This window comes from Haematospirillum sp. H4485, from assembly GCF_012102745.1.
Taxonomy (GTDB): Bacteria; Pseudomonadota; Alphaproteobacteria; order Rhodospirillales; family Rhodospirillaceae; genus Haematospirillum.
The window spans coordinates 205,792-223,777 of the sequence record NZ_JAAVSY010000001.1 but is presented as its reverse complement, the minus strand read 5'-3'; the positions used below and the strand labels follow the sequence as shown (position 1 = coordinate 223,777).

Sequence of the window (17,986 nt, the reverse complement as noted above, 5' to 3'; positions counted from 1 at the left end):
CAGGGATGTTCGAAGGCCCTTCCAGATGCCTCCTCGAGATCTGGAAGGGCATTAATGCACGGAAATAATGGCCCGTCCCGTATCAAGGATTGCAAAAACTTTGTTAGCCTGCTACACCTCGGCGGCTTGGCAGTGATTGCCAAGGAATTCTTTGCGATTGTGCGCAGATGTGCATACCGCTTCAAAGCGGCGGCCGTCGATATGCCTTGAATTCCCTCTCCTCCCGCTGGTTGCGTGCCCCAGGGGCGCCTTTTTATGTGGCCATTCCCCCTTCTGCCATGAGCATGCGGACAGGGCGCGGCCTGTTTTGAAAGAATTCCGTCGACCATGACCCCATTTTCTGATCTTGGCCTTGACCCGCGACTGCTGAAAGCGCTGGAAGAAGAAGGCTACTCCATACCAACTCCCATTCAGGGAAAAGCCATTCCTCCTGCCTTGGAAGGACGTGATGTTCTGGGCCTTGCGCAAACGGGAACCGGAAAAACTGCTGCCTTTACCCTGCCTATCCTGCATCGCCTGGCTTGCAACCCTATGCGCCCTGCCCCGCGAACAGCCCGGGCACTGATCTTGACCCCAACACGTGAACTGGCCGTGCAGATCGGGGACTCCCTAGCCGCCTATTCGCGCTTCATGCGCCTGAAACGGGCCGTCGTGTTCGGTGGCGTTGGCATGGGCCCCCAAGTACGCTTCATGGCCAATGGCGTTGATGTTCTTGTTGCAACTCCCGGCCGCCTGCTTGACCACGTCAACCAAGGGACAATTCGCCTGAACGGAACGGAAATTGTTGTGCTGGACGAGGCGGACCGCATGCTTGACATGGGCTTCATCCATGATGTCAAGCGCCTGTTCCGGGGACTGCCGCCCAATCGCCAAACACTGCTGTTCTCGGCTACAATGCCGCGCGCTGTCGAAGAACTGACCACGGATTACCTGCGCGAGAGCGTACGCGTTGAAGTGGCACCACAGTCCACGACAGCGGAAAGAATAGAACAGCGCGTCCTGTTCGTGCATCGCGGCGACAAGCGCGATCTTCTTACAGATCTGCTCAACAGCAACGAAGTCAGCCGGGCTATTGTCTTTACACGGACCAAACACGGTGCCAACCGGGTTGTCGAGCATCTGAGCGAACAGGGCATCAGAGCCGATGCCTTGCACGGGGACAAATCCCAAGGTGCACGCCAGAAAGCGCTGAACGGCTTCCGCAAGGGTATTGTTCGTGCGCTGGTCGCAACCGATATTGCAGCCCGCGGCATCGATGTTGATGGAATAACCCACGTCATCAACTATGAACTGCCGAACGAACCGGAAAGCTATGTACACCGGATCGGACGCACAGCCCGTGCAGGCGCTGGCGGCATTGCCTTGTCCTTCTGTGACAACGAGGAAATTGCCTATCTGCGGTCTATCGAAAAGGCTATCCGGATGCAGGTTCCGATGGAACTGGAGCACGCATTCCACAATACAGACATAGCGAGCCTTTATGCCAGCGGACGCTACGTTGCCCCCCCCAAGCGCGGGGGTGGCGGTGGTCGCCCGGGCGGCGGGCGCCATCAAGGAAAACCGGGTGGTGAACGTACACGCCCCGGACGCGACCGCGATGACCGTAGCGCCTCTTTCTCTGGTCGCACACGGAATGACGGGCAGCATTTCTCGTCACGCCGGAATGATCCTGCGCAAGGAGAAGGTGGAAGGAGGCCCCCGCGCGAAGGACAGCAGGCGCAGGACGGACACCGCGCTGGCAAATCCTTCCGGCAGGGCGAAAGACGCAGCTTCCATGCAGATGACCGCTCTGGCGGCGAACGGCGCGGCCCTGACCGCGAGTTCGGCCAGAAGCGAGGATTTGGCGGGCGCAGCAACATGGAGCGTCGCTTCCAGAACCGCAAACCGGCCTGATCATTGAATACAGGGGAGAAGACCGGCAATCCCGGGCTTCTCCTCCTCCATCTTATTCAGACAGAGTCGAATGCTCTTCACGCAGAACAATTTTTCCCAATCGCCGCCCTGAAGACATGTCTATGACGTGCAGGCGATCAGCTCCGCCGCCACCAACACGGACGAGAAGTACGGACTCTTCAAGAATAGCCTGTACAAGAACCGCATCTGGCCCCTCATCCAGACTGACTGTTCCGAAACCAGGCCCTGAGGTCGCAGGGATTTGCAACAGCTCTCCAGCTTTCTCATCGTGCTGCTCCTGTTTTCCAACCCCGGCAAACAACCCGTAAGCCAGCAGGGCAACACCTAACAGAATGAACAGGCCCATTGCTAGGACCAAGGCTTTCAATGCCCTCATAATACTGCTATCTCCAATCATAATTTATGCAAACCCATTGCAGAGCCCAACCGTGACCCAACCACCACGCCACCCCAATTCCCCCGAACCTTCTTCGTATGAAGATGAAGATACGTGCAGCGAAGATCTTGAATCAGGCCCGACAACACTTCTTGTAGCACTGGAAGACGCGGGAGAACGGCTGGACCGCTGGCTGGCTGCATCGCATCTGGACCTGTCGCGCTCCCGGATTAAGTCACTGATTCTGCAAGGACAGATTCAGGTAAACGGCCAGACCATAACGGACCCATCCCTGCGGGTCAAACATGATCAGTCCGTGACCGTGGCAATACCAGAGACTGCACCTGCCATTCCCGTTCCACAGGATATTCCCCTGGCCATAGCATTTGAGGATGACCATCTGGTTGTAATCAACAAAGCCGCAGGAATGGTCGTGCACCCCGGCGCTGGCGTACCAGACGGTACGCTGGTCAACGCCCTGCTGCACCATTCCGGGGAAAGCCTGTCCGGAATCAGTGGCATACGCCGCCCCGGTATTGTACACCGTCTGGACAAGGATACATCCGGCCTCATCGTTGTCGCAAAACACGACCAAGCCCATCATCATCTGGCTAGGCAGTTTTCTTCACGAACCATCGAGCGTACATACCGCGCCATTGTATGGGGCGTCCCAACACCAGCATCAGGTGACATTACCGGCAATATCGGGCGCAGCGGGCACAACCGGCAGAAGATGACTATTGTCCGGCAGGGGGGGAAACCAGCCCTGACACACTATCGGACTCTGACACGTCTGTGCAATGAACGGGCGGCTCTGGTGGAATGCCGCTTGGCCACAGGGCGAACACACCAAATCAGAGTTCATATGAATGCAGTTGGCCACCCCCTGATAGGCGATCCTGTCTATGGGTCACCGCGCTGTATAGGAAAAGATGACGAGAATGCACGGGCAGCTGTTGCCAACTTTCGTCGACAAGCCCTGCATGCCAGAACCTTGGGCTTCGAACACCCGGTAACCGGGGTCTTCATGCGCTTTGAAGCCATACTTCCAGCGGATATGCAGGCATTACTGGTAGCCTTGGGGAGTGGCGCAAACTTCTTTTGAAGTTGCCCACTGCATTTGGAGTCACGATTCAAAAGAGCCAGACCGGCAGAACACACGTAACAGCATCGCAACAAGGCTGCATTATTCTGTCAAAGAATACACGCAATTATATATTGTATACATAATATATAATACGTTTCATAACAAACAAAGAACGAAATTATTACGCACCCATACGTTTTTCATTCCTTTCCATTCTTGACCTGTCATATCCACAATTATTCTTGTCGTTGTGGTGCATTATCCCCATGCTACAATGACTGCGTGCGCACTCGGTAAACGAACAGCGCCATGCAACGCCGTTTTCCCACGGTGCCACAGGGAGCCCAAGATGACCGGCAAGATAATCACCGTCGCACAACAGAAGGGCGGATCCGGGAAGACCACCCTGACAGCCCAGCTTGCCGTCGCATGGCGGCAGAAAGGGCGCAAAGTTGCACTGGTGGATATTGATCCTCAGGGGAGCCTTTCAGCGTGGCACAGCGCACGTGAAGCATCAAACGCGGCAGGGGACTTTACTCTGCTTGCCGTACCTGGCTGGCGCTTGGGCAGCGAGCTGGAAACGCTGTGCCAGACACACGATATTGTCCTGATAGATAGCCCTCCCCATGCAGAATCCGAGGTCCGTATCGTGATCCGAAACGCATCTCTGGTTATTCTGCCCGTACAACCCAGCCCCATGGATCTGTGGGCTATTGAGCCTACCATTGACATTGCAGCCCGCGAGAAAACCCCGGTTCTTCTGGTCCTGAATCGCGTCCCACCAAAAGGCCAGCTGTCCGACAAAATAGCAGACATCCTGAACCGCCTTCCAGTCGTTGTATCGAAGAACCGCTTGGGCAACCGCGTTGCCTTTGCCTCGTCAATGATGGAAGGCAAGGGCGTGATGGAAACAGCCCGACGCAGCCTTGCCGCCCGTGAAATATCGGCTCTGGCCCGGGAAATTTTGTCCCACCTCTCCGCTTCATCCAAAAAAGTATAGCTGAAATAATGGAGTACCAATGTCAGAGTCGTATCCGTCCAAGGTTGAAATACTGGAGAAAGAGCCTCTTCTACGCGCATACAGCAAGGTCAACCGCTACCACTTGCGTCACGAGTTGTTTTCCGGAAAGACAGGGCCTGTTCTGGTCCGCGATGTCATTGAACACAAACATGCTGTCGCTGTTCTTCTCTACGATCCACAGGCTGACGCTGTTGTACTGATCGAGCAATTCCGGGCTCCTCCCCATATTGCCGGCATCAGAAACCCTTGGCTTCTGGAAGTTGTCGCCGGCGTCATTGAGGAAGGGGAGACGCTGGAAAACGTATGCCTGCGTGAATGTGCAGAAGAAACGGGCCTTGAGCCAAAAGGACTCTTTCATATCCAGACATGGTTCACAACGCCGGGTATTTGCACGGAAACCGTCAGCCTTTGGTGCGGTGCTGTGGATTCAACGGAGGCGGGAGGCATACACGGCTTGGCCAATGAAGGCGAAGATATACGGGTCGTTGTGCACCCTGTTGCATCAATACAGAATATGCTGCGCGATAGCACAATCAGCAACGGCACCACACTCATCGCCTTACAGTGGCTGCTGCTGAATCACCAAGCTACGCGCGACAAACTGGCAAGAGCGCAATAGACATAGCCTCGTTATGAGCACACACCCGGAAAAACAGGTCGATGGAAGAAAACGCACCAAGGCTTGTTACGACATGCAGCAGCGGGGTAACGGCATATGCGATCACCATGGCCGCATACTTGCCCGGAAACAAAGACTCTGCCCTATACGACGGATCATGGACAGAACGGGGCAACAACGCGGATAATGCCCTTCCCGTCCACACAGGACCGTTTCCCCTGACAAATCAGCATACAACCTGACGAGGAAGCGGGCTTTCCCGACGCAAGCCAAAAGCACCCGTTGCAACGCACGACCCATCCGGAAAGCGCCACAGCGTGGCATCGTGCGGATCCTGCTCATCATCCACGGAAGCCACCATACCGCCGAAACCAACGGCTATCTCCTCAGCCAAGGCCGCAACGGAGTCTGGCTCCACCAAGCTGCGCCAAGCATTTCCAAAGCGATTCTCCATGGTCAAGGAAAACAGGTTCCACGCATGACTTGCTGTTGGAGTAGCAGACATACAAACCCTCCCTCATAAACAGGCGCTTGGATCACCATAAATCTACACGTAACGCAACGGTACACCCGGCAACATCTCTATCATGCAGCGCACAATTACGATACAGAGCATTTATAACCGTTCCCTTCCAGACAGATGGAGCCTTCACTCCATAATCCGACAGCTGCGATATTGGCATTATTTTGTGCGGTGCACAACAAGAAATAACAGGGCAACGGCGATCAGGGCCTAAAAATGGCTATATCAGGGCATTGCCCCACGATTTTTCTGATTAAAAGGCTTTCCAAGCGATCAGGAATAGGCAGCAGACTACATGCCGAGGAACAAAAAAGGGCCCCCAAGAGGCCCATCCGGATGCCAAACTGTACATCACTCCCCTCGGCCGCCCATTACGGGCGGCCGCGCCCTGTAACTGTATTATTTCCCTGCATTACGCAGCTCGGCAAAAACCGGGCTGGCTTCCATCACCTCATCAACCAACTTCATCGTCTGGAGGTGATTCTGGTAGGAATCCCGCAGACGATCCTGTGCCTTGCGGAATTGCTCCACAACATCACGGAGCACACTTTCAGCTTCTCCCAGACGGCTTTTAACGTGCGAGGCATCAGCGTGCATACGCTCTACTTGGCTGATAATGCCCACATTGGCCTCCTCAATGCTGCGACAAGCCTTCAAAATACGGAACGAGTCATGTGTGACGATCTTGGCCATGGCCTTAACCCCTCGAAAAGAGCAGAAAAGTTCTCCCCCATGGCTTGGCAGCGGGTGGCCGTTCCTCTTCAGCTGGCCCTCTGCTTCCCTCACATTGCACGTCCCCTCTACAGCGCACCAGACAGGCAAAAGGCCCGCAGAACATAAGGACTATGCGTATTCAGCCCGGCCCTGATACGAAGGAACCGGCGAACATGATCCAAGATTGATTTGCTAACGATGAATATAAAAAAATAGACACCCTCCATGCCTTGGAGCGGTGTCTATCTGTCTTGGCGCGCCCTGGAGGATTCGAACCTCCGACCGGCCGCTTAGAAGGCGGCTGCTCTATCCAGCTGAGCTAAGGACGCCCGGTCAGCCAACCTTGCCAAATGCAAAGTTATCCGCATAGGACTTTGGCTTTATATTGCGTTCTCTTGGCTCATCCACCCGCACAACAAAGCCATTCCTGCGGGCATAGGCGATAGCGGAGTCGCGATCATCAAAGCGCAGGCGAACCTGCTTTCGTGTATCGGACGATCCACTCCACCCCATAAGAGCATCGTGAACAACGGGAGCCTCTGACTCAAACTCCAGAATCCAGCCCCGGCTGTTACCGTAACCGGATTGCATTGCATTTTTTGCTGGTCTGTAGATTCGGGCGTTTATCGGCATAACAACCTCACAAACACTGAAACCGTGAACCAAGATCCCGCACCATACGGGCCTTGTTGGTCGGGGCGAGAGGATTCGAACCCCCGGCATCTTGCTCCCAAAGCAAGCACTCTACCAGACTGAGCTACGCCCCGACCTGCCAAGGCAGGCCGGGAAACTAAGGCGAATCGTCCAACAGTGCAAGAACTATCTCCATGCTTTGGGCCGACAACTGACGGAAAGAAAAGAAAACCACCCGACAGGCCCCAAAAGGCAACGTTCCGGCCTAGTCTTTCGTCATCCCGTTGCACCAGTCTGCAAAACCAAAGGGTACACCTGTTCTTGAAACAAACAGCGAAAACAGTCCCTAATTTTCCCGTACAGACGCTTCCGGGTGTACGGGAGCAAGCTTGAAGAGATCATGCGAAAGCTTGTCGCCAACACGGATACCCAACCGCGAACACGTGCCCCCGACAAGCTCAAGAACGGCAAAAACGGGCACCGAAGGGCCACGGGGAACAAGGGAGCCTGGCTCGGCCATATCCTCAATCCAGAGGATATGGCCTCCCCGATCAGTAAAAACCATATCCAGGGGAACAAGTGTATTCTTCATCCACATACGAACAACACGCCCCGGCGAGAAATCAAACAGCATCCCCCGTGAAGGGGCAAGTTCACGACGAAACATCAAACCGATAGCTTGGCGTGCTGGCGTATCGGCAACCTGCACATCGAACCGGTGCCTCTGGTTCCCGCTTGAAACATACAAGGGAACATAGGGCATCTCTGGATCTCCCCCTGACTGAACACCATCTCCTGAAACACCTGTGGCATGGCATATATCTGCAATCAACATGCTGATAAAACAGAACAAGATCAGCCCATAACGGCGCAAAACCATCCGCCTCGCGGCGCCCCATGATCCAGATCGGAAATACAAACTCGACAACCAAGACCTCCTACTGAAGCAACGGCAATCATTGCCCTTGGTCGAGACGCTTCTTGGGGACCCAAGAGGTTACACTCACTGGCTTTCCTTTATGGGAACGCAGAACCTTGGGACGCACAACCTGATCCAGGGCGGGCGCCCCCCCCCTTTCGTCATGACCGGCTGGTGATGCGCTACGCCCATAATAAGCCACCATGGACTCAAGTGAAATCTCACACCTCTTGCCTATGGCAACAGCATCCTGGAAAGGTGGCTGGGCCATGATCATCCGGGCCAGATAATCGGCACCATGGGACCCGAAACGCCGCCATATGCTGCTCAGGAAGTGCTGAATATCATCCGGCAATGGGTGCGGAGCCAAGGAAGGACGCCCTCCCTCAAAAATACGCCAGCTTGTTGGCTCAACAGGCCCCAGAACCGTTGCCAGGAAAAGGCAGGGGATCAGCCTCTGCCCGCGGGAGAGCACGCCGTAATAGGCTTGGGACAGGTACAGAAGACGCTGCATCTTCTGGGGTTGGAGATACTCCCCGTCCTCCAGGGCTCGATCCAGGAACCAGAAGGCAACATCAAAAACACTGTCACATGCGGGGGGTTTCTGAGACAAGGATGACATAAGACCCCGTTTAACCACTCAGTATCAACAACGCAGGAGGATCCGGAAGTGCCGCACACGGGCACGGCTCCATGAGCATCGCGCCCGCAAAACAACGGACCCGTACCTGTGCTGCAGCAAGAACAATCCCTCTAACGAAAGAGGGTAGCTGATAAGGCAAATGTCACGCAACCGTATCAAGAAGGGTGCGGTCCTGCTCCCCCTCGGAATCCAGCAACGATGCACTTGCCTTATAGGCCGTTTCGGCAGTCTTCAGAGAAAGAATGCTGGAGGTCAGGTCAACATTGGGCGCCGCCTGCGCAACCCCGCCAGCACCCGGAGTCGCAACAAAAGCCGGTGTCACCGGACGCACACCAGCAACAACACCAGATCCAGGCTGACTGGTAAAAACAGCTTCCTGGGCAACATAACCATCGTAGCTTTTCCCGGGCTCTGGCATCGCCGCGCCACTGCGGATATTAACAATATTGGTCGCTTCAACTGCGGCTTTTATGCTGGCCGCTTTCATCCCCGATGCCGCAATATTGCTGATGTCCGACATAGACCAACCCCCAAAAGACAACGCCAAGCCAGTACGCTGGCGCACCACATCATATGCATGACCATGAACATTGCGGTATGGGGAAAAGGGACCAGCCTTCAGTCCTAGAAAAGACGGCTGTAATTAGCTCCAACATGCTGCTGAACGCCACCGGATGACAGGACCTTCACGACTGTGTCGTAGAAAAAAGCCCCATCTTTGGTCGAAACCTTCTGCACCTGCGTATCGTTACGGGAACGCCAGGAAACAAGAAAACCCGATACCGCAGACGTCGTCAGAACACCACCAAAATGAACACCGGACCAGCGCCCAGACCCATCAGACTCCTGCTGTGCAGGCTGGCGACCCTGCAGATCATCCCACGTATCAGCAAAATGAAGAGACTCATCCTCTGGACCGACACCCCGGCCTTGCTGCAGACTGGCAACTTGGCTGAAGCTTTGCGCCGAAGAAACAGGGTAGCCGCCGGCAAGCCTCGACGAAGACGAGACCGGGAGAGCTTGTTGCCCTTGTCCAACTTTGGCGACCATACCAGAGAGATCCTTACGTTCTGCACAAAATGCCCCCGCCCCACCGGGAGGAAGCAAATAAAAATCCCATAGACACACGCGGAAGAAGCAGCCGAGGCACAGGGGAATCGGCACGCCCTGTACACGCTGTGTTCTGAGTTCATTCTACATCAAACAAATAATCTGTCAAATTCTCTTGCTGGCACAAGGCTACACCACCTTAATACCATTATTCACGACTGATCGTCAGAATGGGGCATAGAGAACAGAGGCAAAGAATGACCAAAGGTAGATCACGGCGAAAAGGGCCGCCAATCCGATAAAGTCTGCCGCGTAGTGCTGAAATCGCATCTTTCACACCATGTTCACTTTTTGTTCTTATAAATCTGCATATAACAGACCTACCCGTCAAGCTCTGGTGAGCATGGTTGTCGTAACGTCATTTTTCTGCTTTAAACCGGAATATGAGCACACAGCATACATGGCCTGATCTCAGGCTGTCTGTCGCACCGATGATGGACTGGACGGATCGTCACGACCGGGTCTTTTTGCGCGGGATTACGAAGTACACCCGTCTGTACACGGAAATGGTCGTGACAGGAGCCATTTTGCATGGAGACAAACACAGGTTCCTGGACTTTGATCCGCAAGAACACCCCGTGGCCCTTCAGCTTGGCGGCTCTGACCCCGCTGATCTGGCTCGGTGTACAAAAATTGCCGATCAATGGGGGTATGACGAAATCAACCTGAATGTCGGCTGCCCCTCGGATCGGGTTTCATCCGGGCGCTTCGGGGCTTGCCTGATGGCAACCCCGCTTCTGGTCAGGGATTGCCTGAATGCCATGCAAGAAGAAACAGACAAGCCCGTTACGGTCAAGCACCGCATAGGGATTGACCGGACCGACAGCTATGACGAACTGTGCCGCTTCATTGAAACGGTTGCCAGCGGAACATGCCGTACGTTTATCATTCATGCCAGAAAAGCGTGGCTGAATGGTCTTTCGCCGAAACAGAACCGGGAAATCCCTCCGCTGCGGTATGACGTCGTACATCGTATCAAGAAAGAGTTCCCTGAACTCCAGATCGTCTTGAACGGTGGGCTGGGATCCATTGACGAATGCCGCCCCCATCTGGGCGTTGTGGATGGCTGTATGATAGGCCGTGCCGCTTATCAAACGCCGTGGATCCTGTCAGAGGCAGATTCGCTTCTTACCGGTGACACCGCCTTGCAAAGACCTGATCGTATACAGGTGTTGGAGCAGTTCACCCCTCATATCAAAAAACACTTGGCGCGCGGCGTTCCGCTCCACCACATGACCCGGCACGTTCTGGGGCTCTTTCATGGCATGCACGGCGCGCGCACATGGCGCCGCTATCTGAGCGAAAATGCATCAAGCCGTGAGGCAGGGCTGGATGTCTGGGAACGTTCCATAGAGATTATACGCACATCAACTGAAGATGCCGTATCGGAAGCCATCTGACACACTGAATCTTTCAGTGAACAAGACGTGGATTTGCCGACCGAAAGGTGCTCGCTTCTGCCAGTAGCCAGTTCCGGAATGCCATAACCCCTGGTGCCGACGCCGTATCCGGGTTTGAAAGCAAGCACCACGGGCGACCACTACTGACAGAGACATCGAACGGACGCACCAGCGTACCTGTTCGTAGCTCGGAGGCTACAAAGGCACCCCTGGCCAAAGCCACGCCAAGGCCATGCAGGGCAGCATCCATTACAAGCGCCCCATGGTCCATATACTGCTCCCTTGCTCCGCAAAAACCATGCATCCCAACGGCGCGCAACCAAGAACTCCAACCCGCCGCATCAAGCTCACGGGCAGAGCTGTCGTGCAGGATCGTCTGCATCGACAGATTGGCCGGGGCCTTCAAAGACATACGCAGAACCGGAGCACAGACGGGAAAAAGTTGATCCTCAAACAAACGGCCAACACCTTGGCCATCCGGATCTGCCAAGAATACAGCAAGATCAGCATGAGCACTCTCACTGGGTTCCCCCTTCATATCGGGCTGAACCTGAACAGGTATGTCCGGATGACAGGAGAAAAACCCCTCCAGCCGTGGCGCAAGCCACTTGGCGGCGAACGGTGACGCAACAGAAACGGTCACAGGGCTGTCAGGTCGGGGGCGCGCATCATTGACAGCCATCGTAAGGCGATCAAATGCATCGGTCAGCCCCGGCAAAAGCCGGCGTCCAACCGGGGTCAACTCGACAGCCCTGTGATGACGCTGGAACAGCGATGCTCCGAAATGATCCTCAAGGCTACGGATCTGATGACTAACGGCTGCGGGCGTAACAGCAAGCTCCTCGGCGGCACCGACAAAGCTGGAATGACGAGCAGCCGCTTCAAAGGCCCGCAACGCATTCAACGATGGCAGGTCCCGCTTCACCGCGCCCCCCCCGAGATAGATTTTCTATCTCTTCCAGCAGACAGACTGCCAATGCCAGCCTGATAATTCACGGTTTTTTCCTGTCCAGCCCCAAGACCAACGGTAGCAAAAATAACAGGAACCCGGCAAATCGGGAACACAGACAACCGCCACAATTCCACAGGGACAACTAAAGCCCCTGATATTCCAGAGCTTCTTGACACAGGCCACATGCAACAGGCGCAGGATTTTTACTTCAGAAGAGAGGTCAGCTTCATGGCCAGCCCCTTGGATCCCTCTACTTTGATCTTGCCCATGGCAAACGCAACCATAGGATCCATGTTCCCATCCATCAGCTTCAACAAGTTATCTGATGAAATCCGTATGGATGTATCAGCTGGACCATCCTCCCGGCTGACAACGGCAGGCGAAGATGTCGCGTCAATACGCAAAACCCCTTCATCCTTCAACTCGAATTTGACAACAGCACCCAGCGTACCAATTGTCCCAAGCAGGGAACCAACACGCTCTTCAACATCATCAATGGACATGCCCGTCCCCCATACAATAAAGAGCCCGCCCGCTACATACGGCGCGAACCACGCCTTGCGGCTTGATATCCAAATGACGACAAGAGGCCAGGAAGATCAGGCATCATCGCCGCACAACGCTTCTGCAAAGATGTCCTCGCCTTTATGGCTTTTCCCATCCCATCAAGGTTACGGTGCAAGAAGTCCCACGTTTTTTCGCATCCGTCACTTGGGTCATCAAGCCAGTACAGAAGCGTAGCCGTATAAATACCCGATATGGAAGCACGCTTGGTATACCAGTTGAAATCATGGGAGGAATCGCCTGCAGCACGCCAGACAGCATCGGCCGTACGAGCTGTTGCCGCCACTGCACGCGGCATATTGGAGGGCAAGGCATAAAGCAGCAACCCCCTGCGCACAGCCTCCCGAAAACTGCTCCATCGTTCAAGACGCATGCGGATAGCACGATGAAGCTTGTCCTGCACCCGGGACTTGTCCTCACATACCCCCTGCATGTCCTCAATCATCAAACGGTCCGCCAAGGACGCAAAATGATCAACGGCATCAATAACGCCCCGCGGAAATAAATACCCCGGCGCATCAGGAGGCAAACCGCAATCGCGCGCCGCCCGCTCCAAGGCAAGATCACTCCACCCATCAAACGGAACATGGGCCAAGGCTGCAAGGACAAGCCTGTCCTGCCGGGAGCGCCTCTCACCCCCGGCACTTTCTTCCTGCGGGTTTGCCCCGGCTTTACCAGCATGCCCTGCCATCACAACCCCTCGATCAAGACCATTAATGCGCTATTATTCATCAGGAGCAGACACTCTCCTGAGCTCTTCCACAAAGCCAAAGGTCGCCATGTTTTTCATTCTCATGGGATAAAGAATCCCATCCAGATGGTCAATTTCGTGCTGAACAACCCTGGCATGAAAACCTTCCACCAACTCATCCAGCCTGTTGCCGGAAAGGTCAAATCCCCTGTACCGGACGCTCTTCCAACGAGGCACTGTCCCAGCAAGTCCGGGAAGAGACAGGCAAGCCTCCACACCCTCTACACATTCGCTGCCGACCGGCTCAAGCTCGGGATTGATCAACACGGTCAATGGAACACCTGCGCTACCCGAACACTTTTCCGGGACATGAAATATAATGATTCTCAGAGGAATATGAACCTGGGGAGCAGCCAGCCCCACGCCGCCGGCATCCTCCATGGTCTCAATCATGGACTCAACAATCCGAGCGACCTCTTCGCTCTTTGGGTCTTCAACGGCACGCGCCGGCGTCTGCAAGACAGGGTGACCCATGCGGGCTATTTTCAGTATTGGCATGCCCTACTCTTTGAACTTCCCTGCCTTTTCACCGACAGACACACCATATCATGATGCGCAGTGGGGTACTGCAGAATTCTGCCCTATTATTTTGTTTTCCCGCGCACAATAGCATGCTAGAACATCGTGTAGGAACACCTTGTCACAAGCAAGTGTTCCTGTTTCTTTTTCCCTGTCCTACAGGGTAAAACACATGATTTCCTGCGGAAGGAGGTGACGTCAAGTGCAGGTTCTGGTTCGTGACAACAACGTCGATCAGGCTCTCAAGGCTCTGAAGAAAAAGATGCAGCGCGAAGGAGTTTTCCGTGAAATGAAGCTCCGGCGCAGTTTTGAGAAGCGTTCCGAGAGGAAGGCCCGCGAAAAGGCTGAGGCCATCCGCCGTACGCGGAAGCTGGAGCGCAAGCGCCTCGAGCGCGACGGCTTCTAAGCCCAAGGTCGATCCGTTTGTCCCAAACGGCCTCCTTGAGTACCCGAAACCCCGCTTGAACAGTGTTCCGGCGGGGTTTTCCGTGCCTGCAAAGCAAGACGCAAACCCTCGCGCCCCTACATATGGAATAAACAAGGTGGGGTAGATTTATAAACGCCTTGCAGCTACAATGCGGTCGTCCTGCACAAATGGTTTGCACGCGGAGAGAGTGTTGTCCATCTGTACCGCGGGATACATCAGGGGTGCCAAGGAGAGCGCAATGATATTCCGAGTATCCGTAACCAGTCTTGTAGCTGGTCTTCTTTTTGTGTCCGGGTCGGTCATGGCCCAAGATCTTGCCGCTGGCGAGAAAATCGCCAAGAGTCGCTGTGCAGCCTGCCATAACTTTGATAAGGGCGGTGCACACAAGGTTGGCCCTAACCTGTTTGGCATAACAACCCGGGGGCCTGCAAAAGCTGCAGGCTATGCCTATTCAACAGGTCTGACTGATGCCGCAACAAAAGGCTTTGCGTGGGACAAGACCGAGCTCGATACCTATCTCACGGATCCTTCCAAATTTCTGGAACAAAAAACCGGGGATGCCAAGGTTCGCTCCAAGATGACCTTCAAGCTGCCCAAAGCCGATGAGCGGGCTGCTGTGATCATGTATCTGGAAAGCCTCAAGTAGGACTATCTCGTAACACGCCCCAAGCCCCCCACCATCGGGGGGCTTTTTGTTGCCACAAACAGATTACAAATCATTTCCGGGGACAGCTGGTTCAAGTCCCGCCGAGCGATCTCTCTCGGAAGCGTACTTATGCTTCTCGCGGTGATCATCTCCCAGAAAGCTATAGACGACAGGAAGAACAAAAAGCGTAAAGAGAGTCCCGATCAAGAGACCGGAAACAATCACAACACCAATAGAATGGCGGCTTCCTGCACCGGCACCGGAAGCAAGTGTCAAAGGGAAAGCACCCGCAACCATGGCCGCCGTGGTCATCAAAATAGGGCGCAACCGTAAAGATGCAGCATGCGCAACAGCTTCCCTACGGTCTTTCCCTCCATAGATCTGCTCTTCACGGGCAACCTCACAAATGAGAATGCCATGCTTCGTGATAAGCCCGATCAATGTAATCAGGCCAACCTGGGTGTAAATATTCAGTGAAACCAGTCCAATAGCCAAAGGCGCCATGGCCCCGACCATGGCCAGCGGAACCGTCACCATGATAACCAAAGGATCCCTGAAGCTTTCGTACTGGGCGGCAAGAACAAGGTAAATAATGACAAGTGCAAACGCGAACGTTAGCATAAGGGCGCTACCCTCAGTCACAAACTGGCGTGTCGGGCCAGCATAATCAAAGGTATAGCCGGAAGGCAACAGGCGCTGGGCCGTATCGCGAAGAAAACTGACGATATCACCCATAGCCGCACCGGGCATGGGTACAGCTTGGAAAGTGGCAGAGTTCAACTGATTAAACTGCCTGAGTACGTTGGGCTCCGTCACAATTTCTGTACGCACAAGGCTGGATAACGGGATCAACTGGCCAGATGCACCACGCACATACACTGTTCCAATAGCGGCGGGATCAAGACGGAACTGTCGCTCTGACTTAGGAATGACTTTATAGGCCTTGCCCTCTATATCAATGCGGTTGACATAATTGCCACCATAAACACCACCCAAGGCCATACCGATATCCTGCATGGATACACCATAAAGCCCTGCCCGATCACGATCCACCGTTACCTTGACTTCGGGTCTGTCATACTGAAGGTCAAACTTCTGGAAGATAAAATAACCACTTTTACGTGCTGCATCGCCGAACTCCTGCAACACACCCATCAGGGCATTATAGTCTGCCGTTGTTGATATGACAAACTGCACCGGCATTCCTCCAAAACCAGGCAAAGGTGGCAAGGAAAACGCAGATCCTCTCAAACCAACAACCTGCTTCAGATTCCGGCCAACCTCCTCAACAACCTGCTTCTCGGAACGCTGACGCTCACCCCAAGGTTTGAGTATAACGCCGGCAAAACCATCAGACACAGCCTCTGCGCCAACAATGAAGAAATAGGTATCTTTCTCTCGAACAGAATCAAAAATCTCACCAACCTGTTCAGCATAGACATCCATATACTCCGGATTGGCATCCGTAGGACCTGTCAGCTCAACCAAGGCAATACCCTGATCCTCAGGCGGGGCAAGCTCGGAACTTGCCAGCTTGAACAAAAAGGGAAGGCTGAGAAGAACAACCGTCGCCACAATCAAGACATAACGCCAATGACGGATAGACTCCGAAAGCAAGTGCTCATAACGCGCTGAAAGACGGGAAAACCAAGCATCAACCACCTGCGCAATCCGGCTGCCATCATGGGCCTTCAGCAAATGAGCGCACATCATTGGCGACAGTGTCAGCGCAATAACACCAGACACCAAGACAGACCCTGCCAATGTCAACGCGAACTCCTTGAACAGGGCACCCGTCAATCCCCCCAGAAATGCCATTGGCGCGTAAACAGCTGCCAATGTAATCGTCATGGAAATAACGGGCACCGCAATCTCACGAGCACCGACAATGGCAGCATGAAAAGGTGATTTGCCCTCCTCTATGTGCCGATGCACGTTCTCCACCACAACAATGGCGTCATCCACAACCAACCCAATAGCCAGAACAAATGCCAGAAGCGTCATCAGATTGATGGAAAAATCCATTGCCAGCATCAGCGTACAGACGCCGATCAGAGACAGGGGAATGGTCACAATCGGTATGACAACCGAACGCGGAGATCCCATAAACACAAAGATAACGCAGATAACAATGATCACAGCCTCAACAAGGGTCTTCAGAACCTCTCGTATGGACTCCTGTATAAAAATTGTTGAATCGTAATTCACATCAAGGTGAATGGAGGCTGGAAGATTCTCCCGTATACGCGGCAAAGCCGCACGGACATCCCGAACGACTGTCAAAGGATTGGCATCTGGCGTAGCATCAATTGATACAAACAGCGCCTTCTGGCCATTGGACAGAACAGTCACGTCTGACTGTTCTGGACCAATCGTGACCTTGGCGAGGTCTGCCAAACGTACAACACCACTATCTGTCGTTTTGATAACTAGGTTTTCGACAGCATTCACATCGCTGACGCTGGTTTCGGCGCGGATGGTCATGGAATCAGTATATCCACGCAGGGAACCGGCTGCGACTTGCAGGTTATTGCGCTTCAGAACATCGTAAACTTGCTCGGCCGTCAGTTGGTTCAGCGCCATCAACTGAGGATTCAACCAAATCCGAACCGATATCTTCTGGGCACCCAGCAAGGTAACCGATGCAACGCCTGGAATAATAGACAACTGCGGCCTGACAACCCGGCTGACATAATCGGTAATCTGGGCACGATTCAGTACAGTGCTGGAAAACGCCATATACAGGCTGGACACACCGGAGCCAGCCTTCTTCTTGACAACTGGCTCCTCTGCTTCGGAAGGAAGCTCGGAACGTGCGGCCGAGACTTGGGCCATGGCTTCGGTCATTGCTGCATTCGGGTCATGGTTCAGGCGGATATACGCTGTTACAAGGCTGGAACCAGCAGAACTGCTGGACGTGATGTAATCAACCCCATCAACACGAGCCAAGGCAGCCTGAATAGGATCACCGATGAAACCTTGCATCAGGCGGGCATCAGCACCCGGGTATACAGTCGTGACCTCGATGACCGTATTGGACAGCTCCGGATACTGCCTCACCTGCATACTGTCCAAGGAACGAATGCCAAGAAGAAGAATAATGAAGCTGACCACGATTGATAAAACAGGCCTGCGAAGAAAAATATCGGTGAACCGCATGGTGGCCTC

Annotated in this window: 20 protein-coding genes and 2 tRNA genes; 7 read left to right on the top strand and 15 right to left on the bottom strand. The window is 54.2% G+C overall.

Features of this window, described 5'->3' with window-relative positions; genetic code table 11:
- Positions 1-327 precede the first annotated feature (327 nt).
- Positions 328-1,893 carry a DEAD/DEAH box helicase gene (locus HEQ61_RS01065; protein WP_168018791.1) on the top strand — a complete coding sequence of 522 codons (1,566 nt, stop codon included), beginning with the start codon at positions 328-330 and terminating at the stop codon, positions 1,891-1,893.
- Between the two features lie 52 nt (positions 1,894-1,945).
- On the opposite strand, the gene HEQ61_RS01060 is transcribed toward HEQ61_RS01065, so the two are convergent.
- On the bottom strand, positions 1,946-2,290 hold the full coding sequence (locus tag HEQ61_RS01060) for a hypothetical protein (RefSeq protein ID WP_168018790.1): 345 nt from the start codon (positions 2,288-2,290) through the stop codon (positions 1,946-1,948).
- Between the two features lie 52 nt (positions 2,291-2,342).
- On the opposite strand from HEQ61_RS01060, the gene HEQ61_RS01055 reads away from it, so the two are divergent.
- From HEQ61_RS01055 to HEQ61_RS01045, 3 genes are all read left to right on the top strand, one after another.
- On the top strand, positions 2,343-3,395 hold the full coding sequence (locus tag HEQ61_RS01055; RefSeq protein ID WP_322099160.1) for an RluA family pseudouridine synthase: 1,053 nt from the start codon (positions 2,343-2,345) through the stop codon (positions 3,393-3,395).
- A gap of 331 nt (positions 3,396-3,726) precedes the next feature.
- Complete coding sequence (gene parA / locus HEQ61_RS01050; RefSeq protein ID WP_168018788.1) at positions 3,727-4,377, top strand: ParA family partition ATPase; 651 nt, start codon at positions 3,727-3,729, stop codon at positions 4,375-4,377.
- Positions 4,378-4,396: 19 nt separating this feature from the next.
- On the top strand, positions 4,397-5,017 hold the full coding sequence (locus tag HEQ61_RS01045) for an NUDIX domain-containing protein (RefSeq protein ID WP_168018787.1): 621 nt from the start codon (positions 4,397-4,399) through the stop codon (positions 5,015-5,017).
- A 226-nt stretch (positions 5,018-5,243) separates the two neighbouring features.
- Here the strand turns inward: HEQ61_RS01045 and HEQ61_RS01040 are convergent, their stop codons facing one another.
- The 9 genes from HEQ61_RS01040 to HEQ61_RS01000 all read right to left on the bottom strand — a co-directional run bounded on the left by HEQ61_RS01040 (position 5,244) and on the right by HEQ61_RS01000 (position 9,499).
- Positions 5,244-5,522, bottom strand: a complete 279-nt coding sequence (locus HEQ61_RS01040; protein WP_168018786.1) for a hypothetical protein — start codon at positions 5,520-5,522, stop codon at positions 5,244-5,246.
- A 417-nt stretch (positions 5,523-5,939) separates the two neighbouring features.
- Positions 5,940-6,233 carry a hypothetical protein gene (locus HEQ61_RS01035; RefSeq protein WP_168018784.1) on the bottom strand — a complete coding sequence of 98 codons (294 nt, stop codon included), beginning with the start codon at positions 6,231-6,233 and terminating at the stop codon, positions 5,940-5,942.
- Between the two features lie 273 nt (positions 6,234-6,506).
- Positions 6,507-6,583: transfer RNA gene (locus HEQ61_RS01030), tRNA-Arg, on the bottom strand.
- A 4-nt stretch (positions 6,584-6,587) separates the two neighbouring features.
- Positions 6,588-6,887 (bottom strand): ETC complex I subunit, encoded by a 300-nt coding sequence (locus tag HEQ61_RS01025; protein ID WP_209315576.1) that lies wholly within the window; start codon positions 6,885-6,887, stop codon positions 6,588-6,590.
- Between the two features lie 57 nt (positions 6,888-6,944).
- A tRNA-Pro gene (locus tag HEQ61_RS01020) sits at positions 6,945-7,021 on the bottom strand.
- Positions 7,022-7,233: 212 nt separating this feature from the next.
- Positions 7,234-7,650 carry a DUF192 domain-containing protein gene (locus tag HEQ61_RS01015; protein WP_168019219.1) on the bottom strand — a complete coding sequence of 139 codons (417 nt, stop codon included), beginning with the start codon at positions 7,648-7,650 and terminating at the stop codon, positions 7,234-7,236.
- Between the two features lie 193 nt (positions 7,651-7,843).
- Entirely contained in the window at positions 7,844-8,428 is a 585-nt protein-coding gene (locus HEQ61_RS01010; RefSeq protein ID WP_168018782.1) for a Panacea domain-containing protein, read from the bottom strand.
- A 163-nt stretch (positions 8,429-8,591) separates the two neighbouring features.
- On the bottom strand, positions 8,592-8,969 hold the full coding sequence (locus tag HEQ61_RS01005; protein WP_168018781.1) for a hypothetical protein: 378 nt from the start codon (positions 8,967-8,969) through the stop codon (positions 8,592-8,594).
- 104 nt (positions 8,970-9,073) lie between these two features.
- The gene (locus tag HEQ61_RS01000; protein WP_168018780.1) at positions 9,074-9,499 is read right to left on the bottom strand and encodes a hypothetical protein; all 426 of its coding nucleotides are present in this window, start codon (positions 9,497-9,499) and stop codon (positions 9,074-9,076) included.
- Positions 9,500-9,942: 443 nt separating this feature from the next.
- On the opposite strand from HEQ61_RS01000, the gene dusA reads away from it, so the two are divergent.
- Entirely contained in the window at positions 9,943-10,959 is a 1,017-nt protein-coding gene (gene dusA, locus HEQ61_RS00995) for a tRNA dihydrouridine(20/20a) synthase DusA (RefSeq protein ID WP_168018779.1), read from the top strand.
- 13 nt (positions 10,960-10,972) lie between these two features.
- Here the strand turns inward: dusA and HEQ61_RS00990 are convergent, their stop codons facing one another.
- From HEQ61_RS00990 to def, 4 genes are all read right to left on the bottom strand, one after another.
- A complete protein-coding gene (locus tag HEQ61_RS00990; protein WP_168018778.1) occupies positions 10,973-11,884 on the bottom strand; it encodes a LysR family transcriptional regulator in 912 nt (303 codons plus the stop codon).
- Positions 11,885-12,114: 230 nt separating this feature from the next.
- Positions 12,115-12,414 (bottom strand): SCP2 sterol-binding domain-containing protein, encoded by a 300-nt coding sequence (locus HEQ61_RS00985; RefSeq protein WP_168018777.1) that lies wholly within the window; start codon positions 12,412-12,414, stop codon positions 12,115-12,117.
- A 32-nt stretch (positions 12,415-12,446) separates the two neighbouring features.
- Entirely contained in the window at positions 12,447-13,166 is a 720-nt protein-coding gene (locus HEQ61_RS00980; RefSeq protein WP_168018776.1) for a COQ9 family protein, read from the bottom strand.
- A gap of 33 nt (positions 13,167-13,199) precedes the next feature.
- Positions 13,200-13,724 (bottom strand): peptide deformylase, encoded by a 525-nt coding sequence (def, locus tag HEQ61_RS00975; RefSeq protein ID WP_168018775.1) that lies wholly within the window; start codon positions 13,722-13,724, stop codon positions 13,200-13,202.
- A gap of 223 nt (positions 13,725-13,947) precedes the next feature.
- On the opposite strand from def, the gene rpsU reads away from it, so the two are divergent.
- A complete protein-coding gene (gene rpsU, locus HEQ61_RS00970) occupies positions 13,948-14,151 on the top strand; it encodes a 30S ribosomal protein S21 (protein WP_066135377.1) in 204 nt (67 codons plus the stop codon).
- A gap of 259 nt (positions 14,152-14,410) precedes the next feature.
- The gene (locus HEQ61_RS00965) at positions 14,411-14,818 is read left to right on the top strand and encodes a c-type cytochrome (RefSeq protein ID WP_168018773.1); all 408 of its coding nucleotides are present in this window, start codon (positions 14,411-14,413) and stop codon (positions 14,816-14,818) included.
- A 63-nt stretch (positions 14,819-14,881) separates the two neighbouring features.
- Here HEQ61_RS00965 and HEQ61_RS00960 read toward each other — a convergent pair whose 3' ends face one another.
- The gene (locus HEQ61_RS00960; RefSeq protein WP_168018772.1) at positions 14,882-17,977 is read right to left on the bottom strand and encodes an efflux RND transporter permease subunit; all 3,096 of its coding nucleotides are present in this window, start codon (positions 17,975-17,977) and stop codon (positions 14,882-14,884) included.
- Positions 17,978-17,986 lie beyond the last annotated feature (9 nt).